A 24,450-nucleotide genomic window follows, 5' to 3' on the forward strand; every position below is an offset into this window, starting at 1 on the left:
CCGTCTCCCTAACAACGGAAAGGAACCGCAATGATTGCCCTGCTGGTCATCGATATGCAGAACGCCTACTTCGAGGATCCTGCCCTCGCTCCGCGGCAGGACGCCCTGGTTCAGGCCTGTAACCGTCTCATCGGGGAGTCGGCCGCAAGCGGCGCCAAGGTTCTGCTGGTCGGAACCGAGCACGAGCGGGACAAGTCCACCTGGTCCCTGAATATGCTGGACGACGACCAGGGATTCATCTTCCGCGGTTCCGGCCAGGCCGACTACGTTCCCGGACTTCAGACCGACGGACTGCCCCGCCTGGTTAAAACGCGCGACAGCGCCTTCGCCGGAACCGACCTGCTGTCCCGGCTGCGGAACTGGGGCGTCGAGGAACTGGTGCTCGCGGGCGTCGCCACGCACAACTGCATTGCCCAGACGGCGGCCGACGCCTTCGCCCACAACTTCCGCGTCGTCTACGCCGAGGAGGCCATGGCATCCGGGAACGAGCGGGCCGCGGCAGACATGCTGCGGATCCTGTCCGACGAATACCGCCAGCCGGTGCTGTCCACAGACGACATCGCAACACGGATGAAGGGCAGCTAGCCCAGGAAATCTTGCTGAAACGTCCGCGGATTACGCTGGTCACACACCGCCGGGCGCGTGCACCCGCATGCTGCGGGGGTGTCCGTCCTAGAAGGGATCCCGGTATGCATCTGATGCCCCGCGAGCAGGAAAAGCTCATGATCGTGGTCGCAGCCGACCTCGCACGCCGCCGCCAAGCGCGCGGGCTTAAGCTGAACTTTCCGGAGGCTGTGGCCATCATCAGCTACGAACTGATCGAAGGGGCACGGGACGGGCGGACGGTTGCCGAGCTCATGAGCTACGGCACCACCCTCCTGAGCCGCGACGACGTCATGGAAGGCGTCCCGGAGATGATCCACGATGTCCAGGTCGAGGCGACTTTCCCCGACGGCACCAAGCTCGTCACCGTCCACGATCCGATCCGATAGGGGGCACCATGATTCCGGGAGAATACGTCCTGCGGAACGAACCGCTGACGGTCAATGCGGGACGCGAGGCGATCGACGTCGTCGTCGTCAATACCGGCGACCGCCCCGTGCAGGTGGGCTCGCACTACCACTTCGCCGAGGCGAACAGCGCGCTGACATTCGACCGCCAGGCCGCGTACGGGCGCCGGCTCGACATCCCGGCGGGAACCGCTGCGCGGTTTGAGCCCGGAGACAGCAGGACGGTGCGCCTCATCGAGCTCGCGGGCAGCCGCGAGGTGTTCGGGCTGAGCAACGCGGTCAACGGCAGCCTTGGGGCGGCAGGGATAGCACAGGCGACGGCAGGGGGAACGCAATGAGTTTCGAGCTTTCACGCAGGCAGTACGCGGACCTTTACGGCCCGACGACGGGCGACGCCATCCGCCTCGCGGACACCGATCTGTTCCTCGAGATCGAGAAGGATCTCACCGCTTATGGCGAGGAAGTGGTGTTCGGCGGCGGCAAGGTGATCCGCGACGGCATGGGCCAGAACGGCCAGGTGGTGCGGGATGAAGACGTCCCGGACACCGTGATTACCAACGTGGTCATCCTCGACTACACCGGCATCTACAAGGCGGATGTCGCACTCAAGGACGGCCACATCTTTAAGATCGGCAAGGCCGGTAACCCGCAGATCACCGACGGTGTGGACATCGTGATCGGCGCAAGCACCGAAATCATCGCCGGGGAACGGAAGATCCTCACGGCCGGCGGCGTGGACACCCATATCCACTTCATTTCCCCGGACCAGGTGCCCACGGCCCTCGCCAGCGGCGTCACCACCATGGTGGGCGGCGGCACGGGTCCGGCGGAAGGCACGAAAGCCACCACTGTTACCCCCGGCAAGTGGCACATCCAGCGGATGCTGCAGGCCGCCGAAGGGATGCCCATCAACATCGGGCTGTTCGGCAAGGGGCACGCCTCCGCCGTCGAACCGCTGGCCGAACAGATCCGGGCCGGAGCCGTCGGGCTCAAGATCCATGAGGACTGGGGATCCACCACCTCCTCGATCGACAACTCCCTGAAAGTGGCCGACGAATACGACGTCCAGGTGGCCATCCATACCGACACCCTTAACGAGTGCGGCTTCGTGGAGGACACCATCCGGGCCATCGCGGGCCGGGTCATCCACACGTTCCACACGGAGGGCGCCGGCGGCGGGCACGCCCCGGACATCATCAGGATCGCCGGACTGCCGAACGTCCTGCCAGCCTCCACCAACCCCACGCTGCCGTACACGCGGAACACCATCGAAGAGCACCTGGACATGCTCATGGTGTGCCACCACCTCAACCCGGACATCCCGGAGGATGTGGCCTTCGCAGACTCCCGCATCCGCGCGGAGACCATCGCCGCCGAGGACGTACTCCAGGACCTGGGAATCTTCGCCATCACCTCCTCCGACTCCCAGGCCATGGGCCGGGTGGGCGAGGTGATCACCCGGACCTGGCAGGTGGCGGACAAGATGAAGAAACAGCGGGGCGTACTGAAGGACCCCTCGGGTGAGGAGCACGGTTCCGCTGCTGGTCTGGGACCCGGAAGCGACAACTTCCGCCTCAAACGCTATGTGGCCAAGTACACCATCAACGCGGCCATCGCGCAGGGCATGGCGGATTCCATCGGCTCGGTGGAAGAGGGCAAGTTCGCGGACCTCGTCCTCTGGGACCCGGCGTTCTTCGGGGTCAAGCCCGAGCTGGTGCTCAAGGGAGGGCAGATCGCCTATGCACTGATGGGCGACGCCAACGCCTCCATTCCCACGCCCCAGCCGCGGACCATGCGCCCGATGTTCGCCGCTTTCGGCAAGGCCGTGCAGCAGTGCTCCATCACGTTCCTGTCCCAGGCCGCCATCGATGCGGGGGTGCCGGAGGAGCTGGGCCTGCAGAAGATCATCCGGCCCGTCTCCGGGATCCGGTCGCTGTCCAAGGCCGACCTCAAGTACAACGACGCCACCCCGGACATCCAGGTGGACCCGGAAACGTACAAGGTTTCCGTGGACGGCGAGGACGTCACCTGCGAACCGGCGGACGTGCTGCCCATGGCACAGCGCTATTTCCTCTTCTGAGTCCCCAACCATCCGGAGCCCCATGTGATCATCGAAAAAATCCTCGGCAACCTGCGCGACCTCCCTGAGGCGGAGACCGCGGTCTTCGCCGGGCTGCACACGGAAAAAGTGGTGCTTCCCAGCGCCGAGCTGGTCAAGCGTATCCAGCGCGTCACCACGGACCACGGCACGGAAATCGGCATCCGGCTGCCGTCCGGCTCCGGGGACCTCCGCGACGGCGACATCCTGCACGTGGCCGAAACCAGCATGATCGTGGTGTCCGTGCTGCCCACCGACGTCCTGGTGGTGGCGCCCCGGACCATCCACGAGATGGGCCTCGTGGCCCACTCCCTCGGCAACCGCCATCTGCAGGCCCAGTTCTTCGACGCTTCCTCCGAGTACGGCGCCGAGGTCATGGTGTGCGCCTACGACCATACTGTCGAGGACTACCTTCGCCACGTGGGAGTGCCCTACGACCGCCAGGAACGCGTTCTGCCCGTGCCTTTCCGCCATGCCGAACACAGCCACTAACATTCCCGCCGCGGGTGCGGCTGGGGACGCCGCGAGGGATATGGGGCCGTGCCCGCTTCGCGGTGCCCGCCACGCCGCGGCCCCATATCCCTCGCGTCGCTTTGCTTCCTCACCTTGGGCGGCACTTCGGTGAGCTATCAGCTGGCGCTGCAGCAGCTCACCGACTCCGCGCTGCCTACTGGGGCTTTCGCGCACTCGCTCGGGTTTGAGACGTATATCGATCGTGGCGTCGTGGTCGATGAGGCTTCTTTTGGCGTTTGGCTGGGCGCATTTATTTCCCAGCAGCTCACTTACTCCGACGGGCTGGCCATTCGGTTCCTCTATGAAGGGGTATCTGTGACGGAGCTGGATTCGCTACTGTCGGCCCAGCTTTTGCCGCGGCAGCTGCGTGAAGCCAGCACCAAGATGGGTGCCCGGCTGCTGGAGATCGGATCCGAGGTGTTTCCTTCTCCGGAGCTGACGGAGTACCGGGAGCTGGTGGGTGCGGGCCGCGCCGCCGGCCATCAGCCGCTGGCGTTCGCCGTCGTCGCCCGTTCCCTGGGTGTGCCCCTGCCGGAGGCGCTCGCGGCCTACCTCTTTGCGACGGTCACCTCGCTCACGCAGAACGCCGTCCGTGCCGTTCCGCTGGGGCAGAACGCCGGCCAGCGGCTGCTGCGGGCAGCGTCCGACGGCGTTGCTGCCGCCGTCGAACGGGTTGGCCACCTTACGCCGGACGACTTCGGGGCCGTCAGCCCCGGACTGGAAATCTCACAGATGCGGCACGAACGCCAACGTGCCCGCATGTTCATGAGCTAGCAGGAGGACAGCATGTCTGAACCCATCAAGATCGGCATCGGCGGACCGGTTGGCGCCGGCAAGACCCAGCTCGTGGAGCGGCTCACCCGCCACATGAGCCGGGAAATCTCCATGGCCGCCATCACCAACGACATCTACACCATCGAGGACGCCAAAATCCTTGCAGCGAACGGCATCCTCCCCGAGGACAGGATCATCGGCGTCGAAACCGGCGGCTGCCCGCACACCGCCATCCGCGAAGACACGTCGATGAACACGGCCGCCATCGAGGAGCTCAAGAAACGCCACCCTGACCTGCAGGTCATCTTCGTGGAATCCGGCGGCGACAACCTCTCTGCCACCTTCAGCCCCGAGCTCGTTGACTTCTCGATCTACATCATCGACGTGGCCCAGGGCGAGAAGATCCCCCGAAAAGCAGGGCAGGGCATGATCAAGTCCGACCTGTTCATCATCAACAAAACGGACCTCGCACCCCACGTCGGCGCCGACCTCGCGGTTATGGAGCGGGACTCCAAGGACTTCCGCGGCGACAAGCCCTTCTGCTTCACCAACCTCAAAACCGACGAAGGGCTCGACGCCGTCATCGACTGGGTGCGGCGCGATGTCCTGATGCTCGACCTGGCCCAATGAGCACAACCCCGTTGGCGGTACCTCAAGGCGACCTAGCCGCTCGACTCAACCCGAGCACCCCGGCGCCAATGGGGGAGCTTGAGTTGCGGGTCGAGGTGCGCGGGGGCAGGTCCGTGGCCGCGCATCAGTACCACCGGGGCGCCTTGCGGGTATTGCGCCCGCATTTCTTGGATGCTTCCGGGCAGGTTTGTTATGTCCTCGTCAATCCTGGCGGGGCCTATCTTGGGGCTGACCTTTACGTCATTGACGTGGAGGTGGCGGATGGGGCGAGGCTGCTGCTGACCACTCAATCTGCGACGAAGATTTACCGGACGCCGGGCTCGTTTGCTGAGCAGCGGATGACATTGCGGCTGGGGGAGGGGGCGCAGCTGGAACTGGCTCCGGACCAGCTGATCGCCTACCGGGAGGCCAGCTACCGGCAGAACACGCGCATCACCGTGCAGCCGTCGTCGAGCCTGATGATGGCTGAGGTGATTACGCCGGGGTGGTCTCCCGACGGGGCCTCATTCCGGTATGAAGAACTGCGGCTCCGCAACGAGATCCATGTGGAGACCGGCGGCCGCACGGCACTGCTGGCCCTGGACAACGTGCTGATCCGGCCGTCGCTCAGCGACGTCACCGGCATGGCGTTCATGGAGGGCTTCAGCCATCTGGGGTCGCTCATTGTGGTGGACCAGAGAGTGGACCAGGCGCTCGCCGATGAGCTCCATGCGCTCGCTGCCGGCCACGACGCCTACACCGGGGTGTCCCTCACCGCGTCGGTCGGGGGAACCACCGGCCTGGTGCTGCGGTCCCTGTCCGACTCCACGGAAGAACTTAACCGGCTGCTGGATGTCTGTACTGCCGTGCTGCGCGGACAATGGTACGGGCAGGCGCCCCTGAATTTGAGGAAGTACTGATGTCGCCGACAGGATTGGCCGCAATGTACCGGCAGCGCGAGGAACTGCCCCTGCGGACCCGCATGCTGTTTGCATTTGGTGCCGTGGCCGCGCTGCATCTTGCCGCCGTCGTATTTCTTTTCACCGGAACTACTGGAGACGGTGCCGCCGGTGCAGGCCAGTCCGTTGCCCTGGGGCTGGTGCTCACCGCCTACCTCGCGGGCGTCAAACACAGCTACGACTGGGACCACATCGCCGCGATCGATAATTCGACGCGCAGGTTCGTGGCCCAGCGGAAGGACCCCGTGAGCGTCGGATTCGCCTTCAGCCTGGGCCACAGCTCCGTCGTGATCCTGGCCGGCGTCCTGGTGGTGGGCGGCGCTGCCATGGTGGGCCAGTTCATGGAGGACGGCACCACCGGAAATCTGGTGCTGGGACTGATCGGCAGCGGCGTCTCCGGGCTGTTCCTGCTGGTCATGGGCCTGTTCAACGGATCGGCATTCCTGCAGGCTGCGCAGGCGTACCGGAACGTGCAGGGCGGCGGAGAGGTGCGCGACGGGGACCTTGAGGCCAAGGGATTTGTTGCCCGCCTGCTGGCCAGGCCGCTGTCAAGGGTGCAGCGTCCGCGGAATATTTACGTGATCGGATTCCTGTTTGGGCTGGGTTTCGATACGGCCACCACCATCGGGCTCCTGGTGATGACGACGGCGGCGTCCCTCGCCGGAGTCTCCCCGCTGGCCCTCCTGGCGCTTCCTCTGTCGTTCACTGCGGCCATGACGCTCTTCGACACCACGAACGGCGTCGCCATGATGCGCATGTACAGATCGGCACTCCACAAGCCGCAACGGAAGCTGGGCTTCAACGCCCTGATCACGGGCATCTCCGCCCTGTCCGCCCTGTTCGTTTCAGCCATTACCCTGGGCGGCTTCTTCCATACGGCCTTTGGGCTCGAAGACCCCCTGACAACCTGGCTGGGCGGGGTGGACCTCGGCGAGGCCGGGCTGCTCCTGGTCGCTGTGCTGCTGGCCGTGTGGGGTGTTGCCGCGCTGCGGGCGCGGTCGAAGGGCTCTTCGCAGGCCGCCTAGCCGTGACATAGAAGCACAACTTATGACGCGGACCGGAGCGAATGGCAGGATAGGACGCATGGAACTGCACATCACGGGGGATCCCGCTGCCGACAAACTGCTCAGCGATGACGCGTTTGCGCTGCTCACCGGCATGCTGCTTGACCAGCAGGTGACCATGGAGTCGGCCTTTGCCGGCCCCGAAAAGATCCGCACGCGCATCGGGTCGATCGAACCCGCGGCGATCGCCGGGTACGATCCCCAGGGCTTCGTCGACGTGTTCAAGGAGCGGCCGGCCGTGCACCGTTTCCCGGGCTCCATGGCCGCACGTGTACAGGCCCTGGCCGAGACCGTGCACAGCGAGTGGAACGGGGACGCCACCGCCATCTGGACCCAGGGTGACCCCGACGGCAAGGAAGTGCTGCGCAGGCTCAAGGCCCTGCCCGGATTCGGCGAGCAAAAGGCGAAGATCTTCCTGGCGCTTCTCGGGAAGCAGCGCGGGCTCCAGGCAGAAGGCTGGCGCGAGGCCGCCGGCCACTACGGCCAGGAGGACGCCTTCCTGTCCGTCGCCGACATTGTTGACCAGGAGTCGCTGAGCAAGGTGCGCGCGAGCAAGCAGGCCGCGAAAGCCGCGGCCAAGTCCGCGAAAGCGGCCGGGAGCTGACGCCAGGTCCTTAACCGGTATCCCTCCGCCGGCTGGTCCCAGACAACGTCCGGAGCCGCCAGGTCCATGGCTGCTCCGAGGGCGAAGCTGTCGATTGTGGAGATGGGTCTGCCTTGTAGGGTTGCTGCCATGGACAACAGGAATCCGGATGTCGATGACTGGAGTTCGGGCTGCTGGAAGGCGAGGGCGAGGTCTCCCGGGTGGCCCGCTTCCTGGACGTTGCGGATTTCGAGGCGAAGAAGCCGGCTTTGGAGGCCGTGATCCGGCAGTGGATCCGGGACCGCATGTAAGGGTGCCACCTAAACACGAACCCCTTCAGCTGGACCCATCAAGTGCAGGGGCCCGGCCGTTCGGCCGGGCCCCTGCACGGCCGAACGGCCGACGGAATCAGGCGACGACGGCTGCGGGAGCGGATGCCTGTTCGGGCAGGTCAGCGAGCAGTTCGTCAGCCGTGGGCGGGTTGGCGCCGGGCCGGCGGACCGTAATGGCTGCCGCCTTCGAGGCCGTGCGCCCAAGCGTCTCCAGCACCGCGGGAGCGAGGCCGTCCGTTCCGCGGGCCAGCAGGCCGTAAATCAGTGCGGCCATGTAGGAGTCGCCGGCGCCGATGGTGTCGGCCACCACGGAGGTGATGGCGGGGATCGGCAGTTGTGTGGCCGGGGTGGCCAGCAGGGAGCCCTCGGAGCCGCAGGTGACTACCGCGAGCCCGGCGCCGAGCTCCAGGATCCGGGCCGCAGTGGCCTCGAGTTCAAGACCCGGGTAGAGCCAGCGGGCATCCTCATCGCTGAGTTTGACCACGTCGGTCAGCGGGACCAGGTCCTCGAAGATTGATCGTGCCTCGGCCTGGCTGCCCAGGAGCGCGGGCCGGATGTTGGGGTCGTAGGTGACCATGCACTCGCGGTGTGACTGTTCCAGAAGCTGCTTGACCGCGGCGGCGCCGGGGGCCAGGAACGTGGCGATCGAGCCGGTGTGGAGCACTTTGGGGAGGAACGCAGGGGCCACCGGCGGGAGTTCCCAGGTGATGTCGAAGTCGTACCGTGCGGAGCCGTCGGTGGCCAGGGTGGCCGTTGCGGAGGCTGTGCGGCCCTGTGATGTCGAGCCGGGCAGGAGTTCGACGCCGGCGCTGGCCAGGTGCGCCGCGATTGCGGCGCCGCGGTCGTCGTCGCCGATTGAGGTCAGGAGGGCAGCGCTGATGCCGAGGCGTCCCAGCCCGTAGGCGACGTTCGCGGGCGAGCCCCCCGGATGCTCGACTGTGCCTTCGGGTGAGGTCACGACGTCGACCAGGGCTTCGCCGATGACGATGACGTCGGGCTGGGCCGCGGGAGTGCTGGAGTGGTTCTTGAGCATGGAGGGCCTTTCATGGGGCCGTCCGCGGACCCGCTGCTGCAGGCCCGCGGACGGGGTGTTGGGGAAAGCGGCGGCTTTTCGCCGGGTCAGGCGGTGGCGGCACCGGTCATGATGGCCACGGCGTCGGTCATGGAGTGGGACTGCGGGGTGATGGTGGCGGCGCACTTGCCGAGGCGTTGGATGTGGATCCGGTCGGCCACGTCGAACACGTGGGGCATGTTGTGGCTGATCAGGATCACCGGCAGGCCCCTGTCGCGGAGGTCCCGGACCAGCTGCAGGACCTGGTTCGATTCCCGCACGCCGAGGGCCGCCGTCGGCTCGTCCAGCACGACCACTTTGGAGCCGAACGCCGCGGCGCGGGCGACGGCGACGGCCTGGCGCTGGCCGCCGGAGAGGTTTTCGACTGCCACGGTCACGTCCTGGAGGGTGGAGATTCCAAGCCGGGTCAGCTCTTCCTTGGCTTTGCGGCGCATGCCCTTGGTGTCCAGGACGCGGAAGATCTTCCCCAGGGGTCCCGGAAGGCGTTCCTCCCTGCCGAGGAACAGGTTTGATGCCACGTCCAGTGCCGGCGATACCGCAAGGTTCTGGTACACCGTCTCGATGCCGTGGACGCGGGCGTCCTGCGGGCGCTTGAAGTGGACCGGCTGGCCGGAGACTTTCAGCTCGCCGGAGTCCGGGATCTCGGCTCCGGTGAGGCACTTGATGAGGGTGGATTTTCCGGCGCCGTTATCGCCGATGATCGCCAGGACTTCGCCCGGGTACAGGTCGAGGCTGACGCCGTCCAGGCCCACGACGCGGCCGAAGGTCTTCACGAGGTTCCTGGCCTGCAGGATCGGCTGGCGGACCTCGGTCTTGGCCGGCTGGAATTCTGTGGCGGTCATGATTTCACCTTTCGGATCCACTGGTCGATGGAGACAGCGACGATGATGAGGACGCCCACTGCGAGGGTCTGGTAGAGCACGTCGAGGCCGGCCAGCGAGAGGCCGTTGCGGAACACTCCGACGATCAGCGCTCCGAGGAGGGAGCCCCAGATGGAGCCGCGTCCGCCGAAGAGGCTGGTTCCGCCGATGACGACGGCGGTGATGGAGTCGAGGTTCAGGTCCACACCGGCGTTGGGGCTGGCTGCGTTCGTGCGGCCGATCTGGATCCATGCACCGATGGCCAATACGGCCCCGGCTGCGAGGTAAACGCTCATCAGGACCCGGTTCACCGGGATACCGGCCAGACGGGCGGCTTCCTTGTCATCGCCCACCGCGTAGACGTGCCGGCCCCAGGCGGTCTTGCCGAGGATGAACGCGACCGCGATGTAGAGCAGGAGCATCATGACTACGCCGGTGGAGATGCGGACCGGCCCGACGGGGAAGGTGCTTCCGGTCCAGGTGAGCAGATCCGGCATGCTCGAGCCGCGGACGGTCGAGCCGCCGGAGTAGAGCAGGGTCAGGGCGATGAAGATGTTCAGTGTTCCGAGCGTGACGATGAACGGTGGGAGCCGGAACCTGGTGACCAGGAAACCGTTCAGCGCCCCGGCCGCGAGCCCCACGGCGAGTCCGAGGAGCAGCGCCAGCGGCGCGGGCGCCCCGTTGCCGGTGGCCAGCTGCGCCACCACCATGGAGGACAGGATCATCACGGCGCCCACCGAAAGATCGATGCCGGCGGTGAGGATGATGAGCGTCTGGGCGATGGCAAGGGTTCCCACCACCGAGACCTGCTGGGTGATCAGGGACAGGTTCTCGACCCGCAGGAACCTCTCGTTGAGGAGCCCGAAGACCACCACTGCAACGAGCAGGACAATGGCGGGGCTGAGGGCGGGATAGCGGTGGAGAATGTTGCGGATACGGCTGAGCGGGGTCTGCCGGTCGAGAAATTCCTCGGCCGGGTCTGCATGCCCTGCGGCGGGCGGGCCTGCGGTCTGTTGCTGGGTCACGGTTGCTCCTGAACGTCAAGGTTCTGGTGGTGTGGTGCCGCGGGAAGTGCAACGTCAGCACTTCCCGCGGCGTAGGGTTCAACGCTGGTTACTTGCCCCAGCAGATCTTGGCGGCCTCGGAGGTGGTGATGCTCTTGACGCCCTCGGCGGCGTTATCCGTGACGAGCTCCACGCCGGTGTTGTAGAAGTCCAGTCCCGGTGAGTTGGCCGGCTTCTTGCCGGTCTTGGCCAGCTCAACGATGGCCTTGACGCCCAGTTCCGCCATCTTCACCGGGTACTGCTGGGCAGTGGCACCGATGACGCCGGCCTTGACGTTGTTCACGCCCGAGCAGCCGCCGTCGACCGAGACCACCAGCACGTCCTTCTCCTTGCCGGCTGACTTCAGCGCCTCGAAGGCGCCGGCCGCGGCAGGCTCGTTGATTGTGTAGACCACGTTGACGTTCGGGTTCTTGGCGAGCAGGGTTTCCATCGCGGTCCGGCCGCCGTCCTCAGCACCCTGGGTTGCCTGGCTGCCCACGATTTCGTAGTCGCCGCCCTTGCCACCGGTGTACTTTCCGGTCTTGGCTTCGTCGCCGTTCTTCTTCGCATCCGCGGTGTCGATGCCCAGCCCGGTCAGGAAGCCCTGGTCGCGGTTGTAGTCCACGGAGACGACCTTGTCGTCAAACAGGTCCAGCAGCGCAATGGTGGCCTTCTTCCCGCCAAGCTGCGCGGCGGTCCACTTGCCGATCAGCTCACCGGCGGCGAAGTTATCGGTCGCGAACGTGATGTCGGCGGCGTCTGCCGGGTCCGGGGGAGTGTCCAGGGCGATGACGAACAGGCCGGCGTCCTTCGCCTTCTTCAGGGCGTCAACGACAGAGGGGCCGTTAGGCGTGATGAGGATGCCCTTGTCGCCCTTGGAGATAGCGTTCTCGATGGCCTGGATCTGGGTTTCTTCATCGCCGTCAGCCTTACCGGCTGCGAGCTTGAGGTCCACGCCGTCTGTCTCGGCGGCCTTCTTCGCGCCGTCCTGCATCGAAACGAAGAACGGGTTTGCAGTGGTCTTCACGATCAGGGACACGCCGACCTTCTCAGAGGACGAGCCTTCCGTTGAGGAGGCTGCGGGACTTCCGCCGCAGGCAGTGAGGCTAAGCGTGCCGAGGGTCAGGACTGCACCGACGGCAAGCAAGCGGGTGGTGACTGTCCGCGGGGCTTTGGAACTCAACATTGAATCTCCTGGTTTCGTGGCACTTCCTGTGCCTGACAACGATGTCATTAGTCATGTAACCAGCGTCACAGGGTAGAGTCAACATAAATTCGATGATGAAGGACGAAATCATGACAACGATGTCCAATCGTTACCAGGCCGATGGAGCGAAGAATCGGCCCACTATGCGCCACGTTGCGGCGCTCGCTGGAGTTGGCATCAAGACCGTCTCGCGGGTGATGAACGATGAGGCCGGCGTTTCGGAGGCTACCCGCCAGCGGGTCCTCAGCGCCTCCCAGCAGCTCAATTACCAGCTGGACATGGCGGCCGGCAGCCTGCGCCGCTCCGGCCGGCAGACTCTCTCGATCGGGCTGCTGCTGCCCAGCGTGGCCAACCCGTTCAGCTCTGAGATCCACCGCGCACTGGAAGATGCGCTGGCCGCCCGGGGGATAGCGGTCTTTGCCGCCAGCCTCGACGATGACCCCGAGCGTGAGAAGTCCCTGGTCGCTGCCTTCCTGGGCAGGCGGGTTGACGGGCTCGTCCTGACACCAATAGCCAAGAGCCAGTCCTACGTCATCCCGGAGCATTCACGGGACCTGCCCATGGTGTTCATCGACCGTGAACCGGTCGGCATCGAGGCAGATGCCGTGGTGACGGACAACGCCGTGGGAGCCGCCAGGGCCGCCGCCCACCTGATTGCGCAGGGACACACAAAGCTTGCCTATCTTGGTGACCGGACAGACATTCAGACAGCGCGCGAACGTCGGCGGGGATTTATCGAGGAACTCGGGAGGGCGGGCATCGCGACGTCGGCAGTGCCGGTGATCGAGGGGCTCCACGACGAGGAGTCTGCACGCCAGGCGGCCCTTAACCTGCTCCGGTCCGAGGATCCGCCCACGGCCATCTTCTCCAGCCAGAACCTCGTCACGTTCGGTGCCATGCGTGCCTTGAAGGAGCTCGGCGCAAATAAGCGGATTGCCCTGGTGGGGTTCGATGACTTCACGCTGGCGGACATGATGGACCCCGGCATCACGGTTATTGCGCAGCATCCGGAGCGCATCGGGAAGCTCGCCGCCGAGCGGCTCCTCGCCAGGATCGACGGCGATGACCGCGCCCCGCAGACGTACGTCGTTCCCACTGAACTCATTCAGCGCGGATCCGGGGAACTCCCGCCGCGCTGACCACGATTTCAACCCGCAAATTCAACAACCCAGCGAACCTCCAGAGGAGAAAACCATGGCCAAGACGCTCTATGCAGAATTCACAGTGAAGCCCGGCAGTGAAGACCGGGTTGCGGAAATGATGCGCGAACTGACGGAACATGTCAGGCGTGAGCCGGGAAACCAGCTGTTCCTGCCCTACACGCGGGAAACCAACCCCCGCGAGTACTTTGTCTTCGAAGTGTACGAGGACGATGCCGCATTCCAGGAGCACATCAGCGCCGACTACGGTGCCCGCTTCAACGGGGAGTTGGCCGACCACATCGAGGAGGACGGCTCAGTGTTGACCTGGCTTCAGCCGGTCAGCTGATCTCCCTCTAAACGACCGCAGCGGGGCGGGGACTTTCGGTCCCCGCCCCGCTGCTGTCGTTGTCGCCGTGCTTGCTGCCCCTCTTACCGCCTGTTCTTCTTGACCGTCGTGTCCTCGACGAACATCGACTGCGTCAACGGCTTGACGGTGACGGACTTCAGCTGCGCTGTGCCGCCCTCGGCGAAGAGTGCGACCTGGCTGGCTCCCTGTTCGGGGAAGACCTGATCGGTGATGGTTCGCAGGCCGTTCTGGGCGAAGACCTCCACAGAGGACCGGTCGACGTAGATGCTCAACTTCACGTTACCGGAGGCATCGGGCGTCACCGGGGCCGAGTCCACCGAGGTGAACAGCGGATGGAAGTCCGTGTTGCCGGACTTCGTCCGATCCACATACAGGCTGCCCGTCGCCTTGTCGTAGCCGATGACGGTCGAGGAATTCCCGTTTCCGAGCACCGTGATGCCGCTCTTGGCCGCGGTGCCCGGAGCGAAGGTGACGTCGATCTTCTGGACCTGGCCCCACGCGGCCGACGGCAGCACATGCGTTCCCGGGGCGATGTTCCTGGCCCGCTTTTCGGAGTAACTGCTCTTCGTGCCGAGGTTGTCCACCTGCTGGACGGCCTTCTGGACCAACCGGGGACCGGCCGCGGTCTGGGTCAGCCCCACCTGGCGCGGCAGGGACATGGCGCTGCGCCACGGCGAGGTGGGAATGGTGTTGGCGTAGTCCCAGTTGTTCATCCAGCCCAACATGATGCGCTGATCCTGTGGCATGTTCGCGAAGGACACAGAGGCGTAGTAGTCCCTGCCATAGTCCAGCCAGTCATACGTCTCAAGCCGCGGCGTCGCAGGACGGGAGGATGCGACAAACTCGTCGGCAAGAATGTGGCCCCAGCCGAAGCGGTTGTTGTCCACGACGCGGATGCTGGCCTGCCGCCCCTTGAATTCCGAGACATTCCACGAGGTCCAGTCAAGGACTTCGCTGTTGGCGCCGGTGGCTGTCCGGACCACTTTCCCGTCAACCACGAGGTTGACCGTGGTTTCGTCGGAGCGCGGCACGGCGGCCTGGTCCGTCATCATCACGTGGTCAAGGGTCAGGTGTCCCCAGCCGCCGGTGGCCTGGTCCACAATCCGCAGTTGCGCCTGTTGCCCGGCAAACTCGGACACGTCCCAGCCCTTCCAGTTGAGGGCGCCGGAGTCGTCGCCCGCGAGGGTGCGCACCACGTTTCCGTTCACCACCAGCTGGGCCTCCAGCAGCTGGCCCGACGTCGCCTCCCGGTGCCCGCCTCCGACCAGCATGCTCATGAAGTTCCGGGACACAGTGAACGACGGCGAGGTCATGGTTCCCTGCCTGTCGTCGCCGGGAGCGCCGCCAGTTTCGAACGTGTTGATGCGCTTGGCGCCGATGTAGAAGTCCCCGCCTGCGGTTGCGGGCTGGAAATTGGGTGCCAGGTCCCCGGTGCCGGTCCAGCCGGCGTCGGCCAGGGTGGTTCCGTCGGGGACCTCGAAGCCGCTGAACAGCAGGTCGCCGGGAGGAGGTGTGTTGTCCAGCTTGTCCGAGACCCGGGGGTGCTGCCCGCCGCCTACAAGGAAGTTGAGGTAATCGCTCCCCACGGTGAACGCGGGCGAGTTCATGGAGCCTACCGGCCAGTCGCCGTCGTTGAATGAATTAATGAGCCCTGCACCTACGAAACCGGTGACGGCGTTCTGTCCGGGAAGCGCTCCCGCGGCGGGGGCGTCCCCGAACGGCCCGTTCTTTAGGTTGCCGGGCTCGTTGTTCACCGTCCAGCCGTTGAAGGTGCCGTCGTTGAAACCGGCGACTGGAGTGCCGGCGGGAAGCGTGTCGCTGGCCTTGGTGGTCTCCGAGGTGAAGGTGGTGCCATCGAAGCGGCCCACAAAGTATTGGCCGGCCGACCCGCCGGCCACACCGCCGGGGTTGATGTTGACCACCATGACCCACTTGACGTTGTTGGGATCGCCGTCGACAGCCAGGGGGAAGAGGTCCGGGCATTCCCACAGCCCGCCCGTGGCGTTGGCGGGTCCGAATTCGCTCAGCAGCGTCCAGTCCTTGAGGTTGCCGGACTTGTACAGCACAACCTTGTGCTCCATTGCCTCAACGGCGGCCATTACCCAGTAGCCTCCTCCGTTCGGGGAGTCGTACCAGAAGACCTTGGGATCACGGAAGTTCGCCGAATTGCGGTTGAGCACCGGGTTGGCGCTGTACTGGGTCCAGGTCTGCCCCTCGTCCAGGCTGTAAGCCAGAGATTGCGCCTGGAGGCCTCTATGCGGCGAGGCATCCTTGTAGGCACTGGTGAAGATTGCCACCATGGGTGGGTTTTCCGCCGTGCCGAAGCCCGACGTATTGTCCTTGTCCACCACCACACTGCCGGAGAAGATGTCCTGCTGGTCATCAGTGGCAATGGCCAGTGGCTGCTCCTTCCAATGCGTCAGGTCCGTGGACGTGGCATGGCCCCACGACATGTTGCCCCACGTGTTGCCGGACGGATTGTGCTGGTAATACAGGTGATAGACGCCCTTGTGGTAGACCATCCCGTTGGGGTCGTTCATCCAGTTCTGTTTCGGTGTGAAGTGGATGGCCGGCCGGTACTGCTCGTCCCCAACCGTTCCGGCGGCCGAGGCCGGTCCAGTCCCGGCCAGCACGGCGGCAAGGCCGAGACCTGCCAGTGCCAGGACGGAACAGACCTGCATTCTTCGTGATTTTTTGCGGTTCATTTCATTGAGGTCGCACTTCATTGCGCGTGCCTTTCCGTTAGACAACGTTGTCAGCGTAAGGAACGCTAAGTTAAGTCCACGAGACAAGTCAACGGATTTTTCACGCATCCCTGGCGAATAAAGTCTTAGGCGTACAGCCGACATCGTTGTCGGTATGGGTGGACCTGTCCGGGGGAGCCCCTGGGCGCCTTGTTAGGCTGGGAGGCATGAAACTACGTCTTCCTGCCCTTGTCATGGTTCCCGCGTTGCTTCTCCTGGCCGGGTGTGGCCAGGCGGAGGAAGCAGTGCAGAACGCGGCAAGCTCCGCCGCCTCCGGTGTTGCCAACGCTGCGGCCGAGCAGGTGAAAGGCCAGATCTGCGCGCTGCTGGAGGACGGCCTCGTCAGTGCCTCGGACAAGGCTGTGCTGACCGGGCTCGTGGCAGGCGCCGAAACCGCAGGCGTTCCCTCCGAGATCACGGATCCGCTGACGGAGATAGCTGAGGCCGGTGACGAGGTCCCCAACGAGTCGGTGAAGCAGCTGCAGCAGGCCTGCACCGCCGGCTGACATCCCCGCTGGCACTCACCGCACGGCGCCCTGCAATAATCGGAACCAACGGTTGCCCGGGGGCTGAAATGCGGCCGGCCGCAACGGGGGCATAGTAAGTTTGGGCCGATCACAGCAGACGAGGCGGACATCAATGAAGGCTTCCAGCCAGCAAGCGTCAACTTCCGGAACACCGGCAGAACCTTCCGGCACGCCCGTTAACCCCGAGCTGCTGCGCTGGCTCGCGGACGCGCACGGCGTGGGTACTACCTACCAGGGCTGGGACGGGCACCCGCATGACGTTGCACCCGCCACCCTGATCCGGGTCCTGGCGGCGCTGGGGGTCCGGGCACACACCGATCAGCTCATTGAAATTTCCCTGGCCGAAGCGGAACTGGCGCCGTGGCGGCGGATGCTGCCGCCCGCCGTCGTGGTCCAGGAGGGGACGCCGTCCCAGATACAGGTCCACGTCCGTCACGGTTCAGCCGTCCGCGTGAGCGTCATAACGGAGGACGGACGAAAGCTTGACGCCGGGCGGCAGGACGTCTGGGTGGAACCGCGTGAGGTGGATGGCGTAACCATCGGCCGGGCGACATTCGACATTCCGGCCAACACCGGGCTGGGGTGGCACACGCTGCGCGCTGAGTCGGAGGGCAGGGTGGCCGAGGCCACCCTGGTGGTGACACCGTCCAGGCTGTCCACGGCTGCACCGCTTGAGGAACGCCGGGGCTGGGGCCTGGCCACCCAGCTGTATTCGGTGCGCTCCGAGCGCTCCTGGGGTGTGGGTGACTTCGCCGATCTCGCCGAGCTTGCCGCACTTGCCGGTGCCCGCGGGGCCGACTACGTACTCGTGAACCCCCTGCACGCGGCCGATCCCGTGCCGCCCCTGGAGCCCTCGCCCTACTCACCATCCACCCGGCGTTTCTTCAACCCGCTGTACCTCCGCGTCGAGGCGATTCCGGAGCTGGCGTACCTTAAACCCAAGAAACAAGCTGTCATCCATGGCCTCATGAAGCAAGCGCGGAAGCTGAACAAGAACACTGCACGCTTAGACCGGGACACCGCCTACGCCGCGAAGCTGGCCGCCCTGGAGCTGGTGTACGGGGTCCGCCGATCCGCGTCCCGGCAGCACGCCTTCGAGGACTTCTGCCGCGCCGGCGGAACCGGCCTGGAGGACTTCGCCCTGTGGTGCGCAATACGGGAAGATATCGACGCGGACGATCCCTTCTGGACCGATCCTGCCACTGCCCTCGGCTCGCCCCTTGTTGAGAAGCTCCGGAACGAGCTGGCGGACCGGATCGATTTCCACCGCTGGCTTCAGTGGCTCTGCGACGAGCAGCTCGAATCCGCGCAGTCGGCAGCCAAACGCGCCGGCATGCGTCTCGGTGTGGTGCATGACCTTGCCGTGGGGGTTGACCTGCAGAGCTCGGACGCGTGGACGCTGAAGGACGTTCTTGCTTCCGGCGTGAGCGTGGGGGCACCTCCGGACATGTACAACCAGCTGGGGCAGGACTGGCACCAGCCGCCGTGGCACCCCACACGCCTCGCCGAGGCCGGCTACCGTCCGTTCCGGGAAATGCTGGCAAGGATTCTCCGGCATTCGGGCGGCATCCGCGTGGACCACATCCTGGGCTTCTTCCGCCTTTGGTGGGTGCCGACCGGGAATTCCGCCGGGGACGGCGCTTACGTCCGTTTCGACCACGATGCCCTGATCGGCATTCTGGCGTTGGAGGCGCAGCGCGCGGGCGCCGTGGTGATCGGGGAGGACCTGGGCACCTTCGAGCCATGGGTCCGCGACTACCTGGCGGCGCGCGGCATCCTGGGCACCTCCATCCTGTGGTTCGAGAGCGACGGCGATGCTCCCCTTGCGCCGGAAAAGTACCGGCTGCAGGCCCTTTCCAGCGTCAACACCCACGACCTCCCGCCGACGGCGGGCTACCTCGCCGGGGACCACGTGACGCTGCGCAGCGGGCTGGGCCTGCTGGAGCGGCCGGCGGAGGAGGAGCGCCTCGAGCACAATGCCACGCTTGAGAAAATGATGCTGCTGCTGCGGCAGCGCGGGCTTCTCCCGGCCGATGATGCCGGGAGCGAGGAGGAGCGGATCGAGGCCCTGCACCGTTTGCTGGCCCAGACGCCGTCGGTCCTGCTCGGCGTCGCACTGGTTGATGCCGTGGGGGAGCGCAGGGTGCAGAACCAGCCGGGGACAACATCAGCGCAGTACCCGAACTGGCAGGTGCCTTTGGCTGATTCAGACGGTGGCTCCGTACTCATCGACAGCCTGGATGGGAACGAGAGGTTCAATTCCCTCCTGGCGGCGGTCGAGGAATCAGTCCGGCTCAGCCAGCAGTAATCAGATGCGTGCTGTGGTCGTACCGGAAGGTGACCGGGCCGCCGTCGTGGTTCAGGACAATGTTCGTTCCGTTGCGTGCCCCGCCCTGGCCGTAGTTCTCGTCCCAGCTGCCGTTGATGGCTGCCTTGAATTCGTACCTGCCGGCGGGCAGATCGGCGGTCAGCTTCCAGATGGTATCGGCCGGATCGAGCGTCATGAACGCCGAGGTGCATGCCGGTAGCCAGTCGCCGGAGCAGCCCATCTCGCTGTTCAGGTCGCCCGCGACCGTGACGGATTCCGGCTGGGGGACCGCAACGGTTCCCACGACGACAGTCCGCACGGCGCTGACCACATTGAGGGGGCCGCTCAGCTTTGCCCGGTAGCTCACCTTGGTCCCTTCCGGGAGGTTCAGGGCCGCGATGTCGTCCACCACCGTGTACTCGGGGGAGGAACCGTCCGCCTGACCGATGGCCGTCCACTCCCCGCCGGCAATACTCCGTTCGAAGCCCACCTCGTGGCTGGCCTTTTCCGGATCCGCGGTGGCCACAACCGTGACCTTCCCCTGGACGGTGCTTCCTTCCTTCGGCTGCTGGATGGTCAGTACCGGGGCCGGGACAGCGGCCGTGCGCGTACCGCTGACAGATGTGTGGCCCGCGTTGTCCAGGACCACCGCCCGGTATGCCAGGGCCGCGCCGGGGTTGAGTGCGGCCACGTCATGGAAGACCCGGTAGGGCGCCGTGTCGTCGGTGCCGATGGATTCCCATGTCCCGCCAGCCGTCCTGGCCTGGAAGGTGACCTGGTAGAACGACGTGCCGTCGACGTCGGCTGTCACCTGGATCCGGCCGTTGTCGCCCGGCGCAGTGGCGGTGGCTGCCGCCGTGACGGGTGCCTGCAGCCTGATGCCGGGGGCCCTCTTGGAGTGCGGAATCCGGCCGGAGGACTGGTACACCACTGCGGACAGCGGGGGAACCGTGACGGTCAGCTTGCCGTCCGCCGAGGTTTTTGTTTTCGCCGCGGCATCACCGTAAAGAAGGCTGTACGTGCGCTTTGCGATGTACGTCGGGATCGATGCTGTCTGTGGCTGCTCGCTGTTGTTCAGCGCCACCACGTATTCGCGCTGGTCCTTGGCGTCCGTGCGGGAGAAGGCATAGATACCCGGACCGTCGGACGCGTAGCGGTGCTGGTGGGCACCGTTCCGCAGCGCAGGGTGGTCCTTGGTCAGCTTGGCCAGCGCGCTGATCTTGCCGTACAGCGGGTGCCCGGTATTGAAGTTGTCCTCCGCGTGGGTAGCGTCGGTGCCGAGCAGATCGTCGTCGAGGTACTCCGGTACCTGGCTCGCGAAGAGCGTCTGGCGGGCATCCTGGTCTCCGCCCGGGCCGGTGAAGCCCTGCTCGTCACCGTAGTAGATCACGGGGTTGCCCCGGGAGAAGTACATCAGCTCGTGGGCAAGCCCGTCGCGGGACACCCGTTCGGCGTCGCCAGCACCCGGGTTGTCCGCGGAGATGAAGCTGCCGATCCGGCCCATGTCGTGGTTCCCGAGGAAGGTGGGCAGCTGGTACACGTTGGAGTCTGCGTCCGTGTACCAGTCATCCATGGCAAAGAACGTCTCCAGCTGGCGGGCGTCTTGGCTGCGGGAGGCGAAATTGCGGGCCGCGTCCTGGAAGGGGAAGTCCAGCACTGCCTGCATCTTGTTGCGGGTGGTGAACTGCGACGTAAAGCTCTTGGAAGTATCGAAAACCTCCCCGAACATGAAGAACTCGTCCTTGCCGTGCTGCTTCGCGTAGCTGAGGACATTCGGGCCGAATTGCTGCCAGAACTCATCGTTCACGTGCTTCATGGTGTCGATCCGGAATCCGTCCACCCCAAAATCCTTGATCCAGGTCTTGTAGACGTCCGTCATGCCCTTCACCACGGTGGGGTGCTCGGTGAAGAGGTCATCCAGGCCGAAGAAATCACCGTAGAACGAGTTCTCGCCGGCGAATGTTGTGTCGCCGCGGTTGTGATAGAGGGTGGGATCGTTGAGCCAGGCGGGCACCTTGAGGTTTTGTTCCGCCGGGTCCAGTACCGGTGTGTAGGGGAACGAGGTCTTCGGGTCGAGCCGGGGGAAATCGGGCTTTCCGGCGTAATCGCGGTCGTCGAACTCAGCCCCGGCGGCGGTGCGGTACGGCGCCTTGTCCTTGGACACATACCCCGTGCGGGCGCCTTCTTCGTAGCCGATGACGTCCGCCGTGTGGTTCGTGATGATGTCGAAGTACACCTTCATGCCGCGTGCGTGTGCCGCGTCGATGAGTTCCTTGAGCTCGGCATTGGTGCCCAGATGGGGATCGATCTGGGTGAAGTCCGTGACCCAGTACCCGTGGTAGCCAGCGGAGCTGTCCTCCGGCTGTACGGCCTTGTTCTTGAAGCTCGGCGTCAGCCAGATCGACGTGGTGCCCAGCCCTTGGATGTAGTCAATCTTGTCCAGCAGCCCGTTCAGGTCACCGCCGTTGTAAAAGCCCTTGCGCGTGGGATCGAAGCCGGACACACCCGGATCCGGTCCCAGGCCGCCGTCGTCATTGGCAGTGCTTCCGTTACTGAACCTGTCCGCCATGACGAAGTAGAAGTTCTCGTCCGTAACCGGCGCCCGCAGGGACTGAAGGGCTGGCGACGGCCGGCCGCCGGAGTTCGGCCCCGAATCCCTGGAGCCGGGTGCCGCTTGGGCGGGGAGGGCGGCACCTATGAGGGCCAGAACGGACGCTGCGACCGCCGCGGTGCGGGCGGGACCGGATATGCGCGGGTGAGCGGCGCTGGCCCGGCGGTGCATGAAACTCTGGACAGGATTGGAGAACATGGATGAGACCTTCCACGAAGCAGCGCTGCTTATCCCGGCCCGTCCGGGTAACGTGCGGACGACACGCCCAGTCGACAGGAACCATCATCTGCCTACTGCGACAAGTCTGTAATGACGATGACGGATGCTGTATTGGGTTTGTCGATTCGTTTTAGCTTGCCATAACCAGCGCCGAAGGGGAACCCGCAACGAGCCTGTTGTGGATATTGCCGGGAAGCCCGGATTCGGGGTCGAGGCGGAACGTGGTCACGTCGTGGGAACGCTCATGGGCGACATGGAGCCAGCCGTTCCGGACCAGATGGTGGCGGGGCCAGTCTCCTCCGCTGGGAACGTCCATTACCGGCCGGGCCTCGCCCCGCGCGCCGTCGACATCCAGTACGCAGATTCGATTGGAGCCGCGGACTCCGACGTAGGCGAACCTTCCGTTGGGCGACAGGGCAATCTCTGCCGCCGAGTCGCCTTCCTGGGCGCCGGCGGCCGATGCCGGGCCTTGGCTGACCAACTCGAACTGCCCGGTACCGGATGCCGCCCGCGCCCCGAAGACCTCGATGGAATACTCGGAGACGACGAAGATACTGCCATCTGCGTGCTGGACCAGATGGCGCGGACCGCTGTCCCGGGGAAGCGTCACTTCGTGATCCAGCCTGAGTCCGTGACCGGGAACGTAGGTCCAGACGCGCAGCAGGTCATGACCCAGGTCGGTGGTCATGATGCGGCCGTCGGCGAGCATGAGGCTGGCGTGGGCGCGGCTTGGCCGTCCGCCGCCGTAAGGATCCGCTGACGGTGCCGCTGCGAAGCAGGCGGTGATGCCGCCGTCGTCATCGAGTTCATAGAGAAGCACCTGGCCGTCGCCCCAGCAGGAAACTGTAAGGAACCTGCCGCGCGAATCGACGGCAACATGGCACGCCGCCTCTCCTGCGGGCCATGTCTCACCGGCCGGTTCCAGGCCGAATTCGCCACGGCGGCGAAAGGCCTGCACGGACTTCTCACTTTCACCGACGGCGTAGACCAGCGGCAGGGAAGGGTGCACAGCAATGAACGACGGCGAATTTGCCTTCGCGGCGGTGCCCTGCCAGGTGAGGCTTCCGTCGGGTGCGGCTGAGATGGCTCCAATGCCGGCCCCGTGTCCGCCGCTGTCCGCGGTGTACGAGCCGGTCCAAATGAGCAGGTGGTTTTCGCTTGGCGACATGGCTCTATCTTGCCAAGGACCGCCCGCTCCGCGTCCGATAACATGAAGATTCGCGTGCTTGGAAGCTCGCGATTAGAGATCCAGGGGAGGTGGGAACCATTACCGCAATGCCAGTCTGGGTTCTACCTGCCCGCCGTCCGGACCACCGGGCCTAGCCGGTGCACGGGATGCCCATCGCTCAGCCGAAGGACATTCCGATGCCGTTTGACCAACCACCCCTTTCCGCCATCATCACCCGGCTTCGTGCCGCGGGCTGCGTTTTTGCCGAAGAGGAAGCCGAGCTGCTGCTCGCCGTCCGCTTCAGCCCGGGGCAGCTCTCGGCGGCTGTTGAACAGCGCGTCGCGGGCTTTCCGCTAGAGCATATCCTGGGCTGGGCGGAGTTCTGCGGACTCCGTATCGCCGTGGAACCCGGTGTTTTCGTGCCCCGGCGTCGTACGGAACTGCTGGTCCGTGAGGCAGCAGCGCTCCTGCAGACCGGAGCTGGGACTCGCGCCGGAGCTGAAGCGGCCGGGACTCGTGCCGTGGTCGTGGACCTTTGCTGCGGCTCCGGAGCTGTGGGTACTGCGCTGGCGGCGGTAGCAGAGGATATCGAGCTGCACGCTTCCGACGTCGATCCTTCCGCAGTGCGCTGTGCCCGACGCAATGTTGATCCCGCAGGTGGAACGGTTCATGAAGGGGACCTCTACTCGGCGCTCCCTTTGCGTCTCAGAGGACGCATCGACATCCTGGCCGTCAATGCGCCGTACGTGCCGACCGAGTCCATCAGCAGTATGCCCCACGAGGCACGCGTCCACGAGTCCAGGCTTTCACTCGACGGCGGTCATGATGGGCTCGATATCCAGCGGAAGGTTGCCGCTGCGGCGCGCACTTGGCTTAGGCCTGGAGGCCATCTGCTCATCGAAACAAGCCGTCGTCAGGCTGATCTCACCTCGACAGCCGTGGCGTTGGGCGGGCTAACGCCACGGATTGTGATGTCCGACGAACTAGACGCCACGGTGATGGTAGGGCAGCGGTCATAGCGTTGGCCGCGGTTTTGGGTTGGGCCGGCTCTAGCAATGAGCCGCGGTTTTAGCGTTGCAGGGCCCTTAGTGCCACGGCGGCGAACACCCATTTTCCCGCCCGTTTATGTCCGGTGGTGGTGGTTGCGGCGGGGTTTTTGGTGGGGGTCGATGTGGGGTGGGGGATGAACCAGGGGATGCCGGTTTTGACCTGGATCTGCCAGTGCTCTTTGTGGATCAGG

Annotated in this window: 22 protein-coding genes; 15 read left to right on the top strand and 7 right to left on the bottom strand. The window is 65.3% G+C overall.

What is annotated here, in order from left to right:
* Positions 1 to 30: 30 nt before the first annotated feature.
* The 10 genes from AC6CH3_RS03415 (at position 31) to AC6CH3_RS03460 (ending at position 7,631) form a co-directional block, all read left to right on the top strand.
* Positions 31 to 585: a cysteine hydrolase family protein gene (locus AC6CH3_RS03415; protein WP_498131116.1), complete on the top strand. Its 555-nt coding sequence runs from the start codon at positions 31 to 33 to the stop codon at positions 583 to 585.
* Between the two features lie 104 nt (positions 586 to 689).
* Positions 690 to 992, top strand: coding sequence for an urease subunit gamma (locus AC6CH3_RS03420; protein WP_494033414.1), 303 nt, complete (start codon positions 690 to 692; stop codon positions 990 to 992).
* Between the two features lie 8 nt (positions 993 to 1,000).
* Positions 1,001 to 1,348, top strand: coding sequence for an urease subunit beta (locus AC6CH3_RS03425; protein WP_498131117.1), 348 nt, complete (start codon positions 1,001 to 1,003; stop codon positions 1,346 to 1,348).
* Entirely contained in the window at positions 1,345 to 3,090 is a 1,746-nt protein-coding gene (gene ureC / locus AC6CH3_RS03430; RefSeq protein WP_498131118.1) for an urease subunit alpha, read from the top strand. The genes AC6CH3_RS03425 and ureC overlap by 4 nt, the downstream gene beginning before the upstream one ends.
* 24 nt (positions 3,091 to 3,114) lie before the next feature.
* Positions 3,115 to 3,600, top strand: coding sequence for an urease accessory protein UreE (gene ureE / locus AC6CH3_RS03435; RefSeq protein WP_498131119.1), 486 nt, complete (start codon positions 3,115 to 3,117; stop codon positions 3,598 to 3,600).
* A gap of 129 nt (positions 3,601 to 3,729) precedes the next feature.
* Positions 3,730 to 4,395: an urease accessory protein UreF gene (locus AC6CH3_RS03440; RefSeq protein WP_498131120.1), complete on the top strand. Its 666-nt coding sequence runs from the start codon at positions 3,730 to 3,732 to the stop codon at positions 4,393 to 4,395.
* A 12-nt stretch (positions 4,396 to 4,407) separates the two neighbouring features.
* On the top strand, positions 4,408 to 5,025 hold the full coding sequence (gene ureG / locus AC6CH3_RS03445; protein WP_498131121.1) for an urease accessory protein UreG: 618 nt from the start codon (positions 4,408 to 4,410) through the stop codon (positions 5,023 to 5,025).
* 68 nt (positions 5,026 to 5,093) lie between these two features.
* Positions 5,094 to 5,924 carry an urease accessory protein UreD gene (locus tag AC6CH3_RS03450; RefSeq protein ID WP_498131143.1) on the top strand — a complete coding sequence of 277 codons (831 nt, stop codon included), beginning with the start codon at positions 5,094 to 5,096 and terminating at the stop codon, positions 5,922 to 5,924.
* Complete coding sequence (locus tag AC6CH3_RS03455; protein WP_498131122.1) at positions 5,924 to 6,988, top strand: HoxN/HupN/NixA family nickel/cobalt transporter; 1,065 nt, start codon at positions 5,924 to 5,926, stop codon at positions 6,986 to 6,988. Before AC6CH3_RS03450 ends, AC6CH3_RS03455 begins: the two co-directional genes overlap by 1 nt.
* A gap of 58 nt (positions 6,989 to 7,046) precedes the next feature.
* On the top strand, positions 7,047 to 7,631 hold the full coding sequence (locus tag AC6CH3_RS03460) for an HhH-GPD-type base excision DNA repair protein (protein ID WP_498131123.1): 585 nt from the start codon (positions 7,047 to 7,049) through the stop codon (positions 7,629 to 7,631).
* A gap of 387 nt (positions 7,632 to 8,018) precedes the next feature.
* Here AC6CH3_RS03460 and AC6CH3_RS03465 read toward each other — a convergent pair whose 3' ends face one another.
* From AC6CH3_RS03465 to AC6CH3_RS03480, 4 genes are all read right to left on the bottom strand, one after another.
* The gene (locus AC6CH3_RS03465; RefSeq protein WP_498131124.1) at positions 8,019 to 8,975 is read right to left on the bottom strand and encodes a carbohydrate kinase family protein; all 957 of its coding nucleotides are present in this window, start codon (positions 8,973 to 8,975) and stop codon (positions 8,019 to 8,021) included.
* Positions 8,976 to 9,061: 86 nt separating this feature from the next.
* Entirely contained in the window at positions 9,062 to 9,856 is a 795-nt protein-coding gene (locus AC6CH3_RS03470; RefSeq protein ID WP_498131125.1) for an ATP-binding cassette domain-containing protein, read from the bottom strand.
* Entirely contained in the window at positions 9,853 to 10,899 is a 1,047-nt protein-coding gene (locus AC6CH3_RS03475) for an ABC transporter permease (RefSeq protein ID WP_400577452.1), read from the bottom strand. The genes AC6CH3_RS03470 and AC6CH3_RS03475 overlap by 4 nt, the downstream gene beginning before the upstream one ends.
* Positions 10,900 to 10,987: 88 nt before the next feature.
* Positions 10,988 to 12,103, bottom strand: coding sequence for a substrate-binding domain-containing protein (locus AC6CH3_RS03480; protein ID WP_498131126.1), 1,116 nt, complete (start codon positions 12,101 to 12,103; stop codon positions 10,988 to 10,990).
* A 164-nt stretch (positions 12,104 to 12,267) separates the two neighbouring features.
* Here AC6CH3_RS03480 and AC6CH3_RS03485 point away from each other — a divergent pair, with 164 nt between their 5' ends.
* On the top strand, positions 12,268 to 13,263 hold the full coding sequence (locus AC6CH3_RS03485; RefSeq protein WP_498131144.1) for a LacI family DNA-binding transcriptional regulator: 996 nt from the start codon (positions 12,268 to 12,270) through the stop codon (positions 13,261 to 13,263).
* Positions 13,264 to 13,318: 55 nt separating this feature from the next.
* Complete coding sequence (locus tag AC6CH3_RS03490) at positions 13,319 to 13,612, top strand: putative quinol monooxygenase (protein WP_498131127.1); 294 nt, start codon at positions 13,319 to 13,321, stop codon at positions 13,610 to 13,612.
* Positions 13,613 to 13,695: 83 nt separating this feature from the next.
* On the opposite strand, the gene AC6CH3_RS03495 is transcribed toward AC6CH3_RS03490, so the two are convergent.
* The gene (locus AC6CH3_RS03495) at positions 13,696 to 16,359 is read right to left on the bottom strand and encodes a GH32 C-terminal domain-containing protein (protein WP_498131128.1); all 2,664 of its coding nucleotides are present in this window, start codon (positions 16,357 to 16,359) and stop codon (positions 13,696 to 13,698) included.
* A 185-nt stretch (positions 16,360 to 16,544) separates the two neighbouring features.
* Between AC6CH3_RS03495 and AC6CH3_RS03500 the strand changes: the two genes are divergently transcribed.
* Both AC6CH3_RS03500 and malQ read left to right on the top strand, forming a co-directional pair.
* Positions 16,545 to 16,883 carry a hypothetical protein gene (locus AC6CH3_RS03500; protein WP_498131129.1) on the top strand — a complete coding sequence of 113 codons (339 nt, stop codon included), beginning with the start codon at positions 16,545 to 16,547 and terminating at the stop codon, positions 16,881 to 16,883.
* Positions 16,884 to 17,016: 133 nt separating this feature from the next.
* Positions 17,017 to 19,212 carry a 4-alpha-glucanotransferase gene (malQ, locus tag AC6CH3_RS03505; protein ID WP_498131130.1) on the top strand — a complete coding sequence of 732 codons (2,196 nt, stop codon included), beginning with the start codon at positions 17,017 to 17,019 and terminating at the stop codon, positions 19,210 to 19,212.
* Here malQ and AC6CH3_RS03510 read toward each other — a convergent pair.
* Both AC6CH3_RS03510 and AC6CH3_RS03515 read right to left on the bottom strand, forming a co-directional pair.
* Positions 19,199 to 21,994 carry an alpha-amylase family glycosyl hydrolase gene (locus AC6CH3_RS03510; protein WP_498131145.1) on the bottom strand — a complete coding sequence of 932 codons (2,796 nt, stop codon included), beginning with the start codon at positions 21,992 to 21,994 and terminating at the stop codon, positions 19,199 to 19,201. The genes malQ and AC6CH3_RS03510 overlap by 14 nt on opposite strands.
* A 178-nt stretch (positions 21,995 to 22,172) precedes the next feature.
* On the bottom strand, positions 22,173 to 23,210 hold the full coding sequence (locus AC6CH3_RS03515; RefSeq protein WP_498131131.1) for a lactonase family protein: 1,038 nt from the start codon (positions 23,208 to 23,210) through the stop codon (positions 22,173 to 22,175).
* A 197-nt stretch (positions 23,211 to 23,407) separates the two neighbouring features.
* Here AC6CH3_RS03515 and AC6CH3_RS03520 point away from each other — a divergent pair, with 197 nt between their 5' ends.
* Positions 23,408 to 24,229, top strand: a complete 822-nt coding sequence (locus AC6CH3_RS03520) for a putative protein N(5)-glutamine methyltransferase (RefSeq protein ID WP_498131132.1) — start codon at positions 23,408 to 23,410, stop codon at positions 24,227 to 24,229.
* Positions 24,230 to 24,450: the final 221 nt, after the last annotated feature.

It is taken from the genome of Arthrobacter sp. GQ119 (genome assembly GCF_059759125.1).

Coding starts and splice junctions, on each gene's coding strand:
- AC6CH3_RS03415 (WP_498131116.1), top strand. CDS start 31: ATGATTGCCCTGCTGGTCATCGATATGCAGAACGCCTACTTCGAGGAT.
- AC6CH3_RS03495 (WP_498131128.1), bottom strand. CDS start 16,359: ATGAAGTGCGACCTCAATGAAATGAACCGCAAAAAATCACGAAGAATG.
- ureC (WP_498131118.1), top strand. CDS start 1,345: ATGAGTTTCGAGCTTTCACGCAGGCAGTACGCGGACCTTTACGGCCCG.
- AC6CH3_RS03425 (WP_498131117.1), top strand. CDS start 1,001: ATGATTCCGGGAGAATACGTCCTGCGGAACGAACCGCTGACGGTCAAT.
- AC6CH3_RS03450 (WP_498131143.1), top strand. CDS start 5,094: ATGGGGGAGCTTGAGTTGCGGGTCGAGGTGCGCGGGGGCAGGTCCGTG.
- malQ (WP_498131130.1), top strand. CDS start 17,017: ATGAAGGCTTCCAGCCAGCAAGCGTCAACTTCCGGAACACCGGCAGAA.
- AC6CH3_RS03515 (WP_498131131.1), bottom strand. CDS start 23,210: ATGTCGCCAAGCGAAAACCACCTGCTCATTTGGACCGGCTCGTACACC.
- AC6CH3_RS03480 (WP_498131126.1), bottom strand. CDS start 12,103: ATGTTGAGTTCCAAAGCCCCGCGGACAGTCACCACCCGCTTGCTTGCC.
- AC6CH3_RS03455 (WP_498131122.1), top strand. CDS start 5,924: ATGTCGCCGACAGGATTGGCCGCAATGTACCGGCAGCGCGAGGAACTG.
- AC6CH3_RS03485 (WP_498131144.1), top strand. CDS start 12,268: ATGCGCCACGTTGCGGCGCTCGCTGGAGTTGGCATCAAGACCGTCTCG.
- AC6CH3_RS03460 (WP_498131123.1), top strand. CDS start 7,047: ATGGAACTGCACATCACGGGGGATCCCGCTGCCGACAAACTGCTCAGC.
- AC6CH3_RS03520 (WP_498131132.1), top strand. CDS start 23,408: ATGCCGTTTGACCAACCACCCCTTTCCGCCATCATCACCCGGCTTCGT.
- AC6CH3_RS03470 (WP_498131125.1), bottom strand. CDS start 9,856: ATGACCGCCACAGAATTCCAGCCGGCCAAGACCGAGGTCCGCCAGCCG.
- AC6CH3_RS03510 (WP_498131145.1), bottom strand. CDS start 21,994: ATGCACCGCCGGGCCAGCGCCGCTCACCCGCGCATATCCGGTCCCGCC.
- AC6CH3_RS03465 (WP_498131124.1), bottom strand. CDS start 8,975: ATGCTCAAGAACCACTCCAGCACTCCCGCGGCCCAGCCCGACGTCATC.
- AC6CH3_RS03500 (WP_498131129.1), top strand. CDS start 16,545: ATGAAACTACGTCTTCCTGCCCTTGTCATGGTTCCCGCGTTGCTTCTC.
- AC6CH3_RS03420 (WP_494033414.1), top strand. CDS start 690: ATGCATCTGATGCCCCGCGAGCAGGAAAAGCTCATGATCGTGGTCGCA.
- ureG (WP_498131121.1), top strand. CDS start 4,408: ATGTCTGAACCCATCAAGATCGGCATCGGCGGACCGGTTGGCGCCGGC.
- AC6CH3_RS03490 (WP_498131127.1), top strand. CDS start 13,319: ATGGCCAAGACGCTCTATGCAGAATTCACAGTGAAGCCCGGCAGTGAA.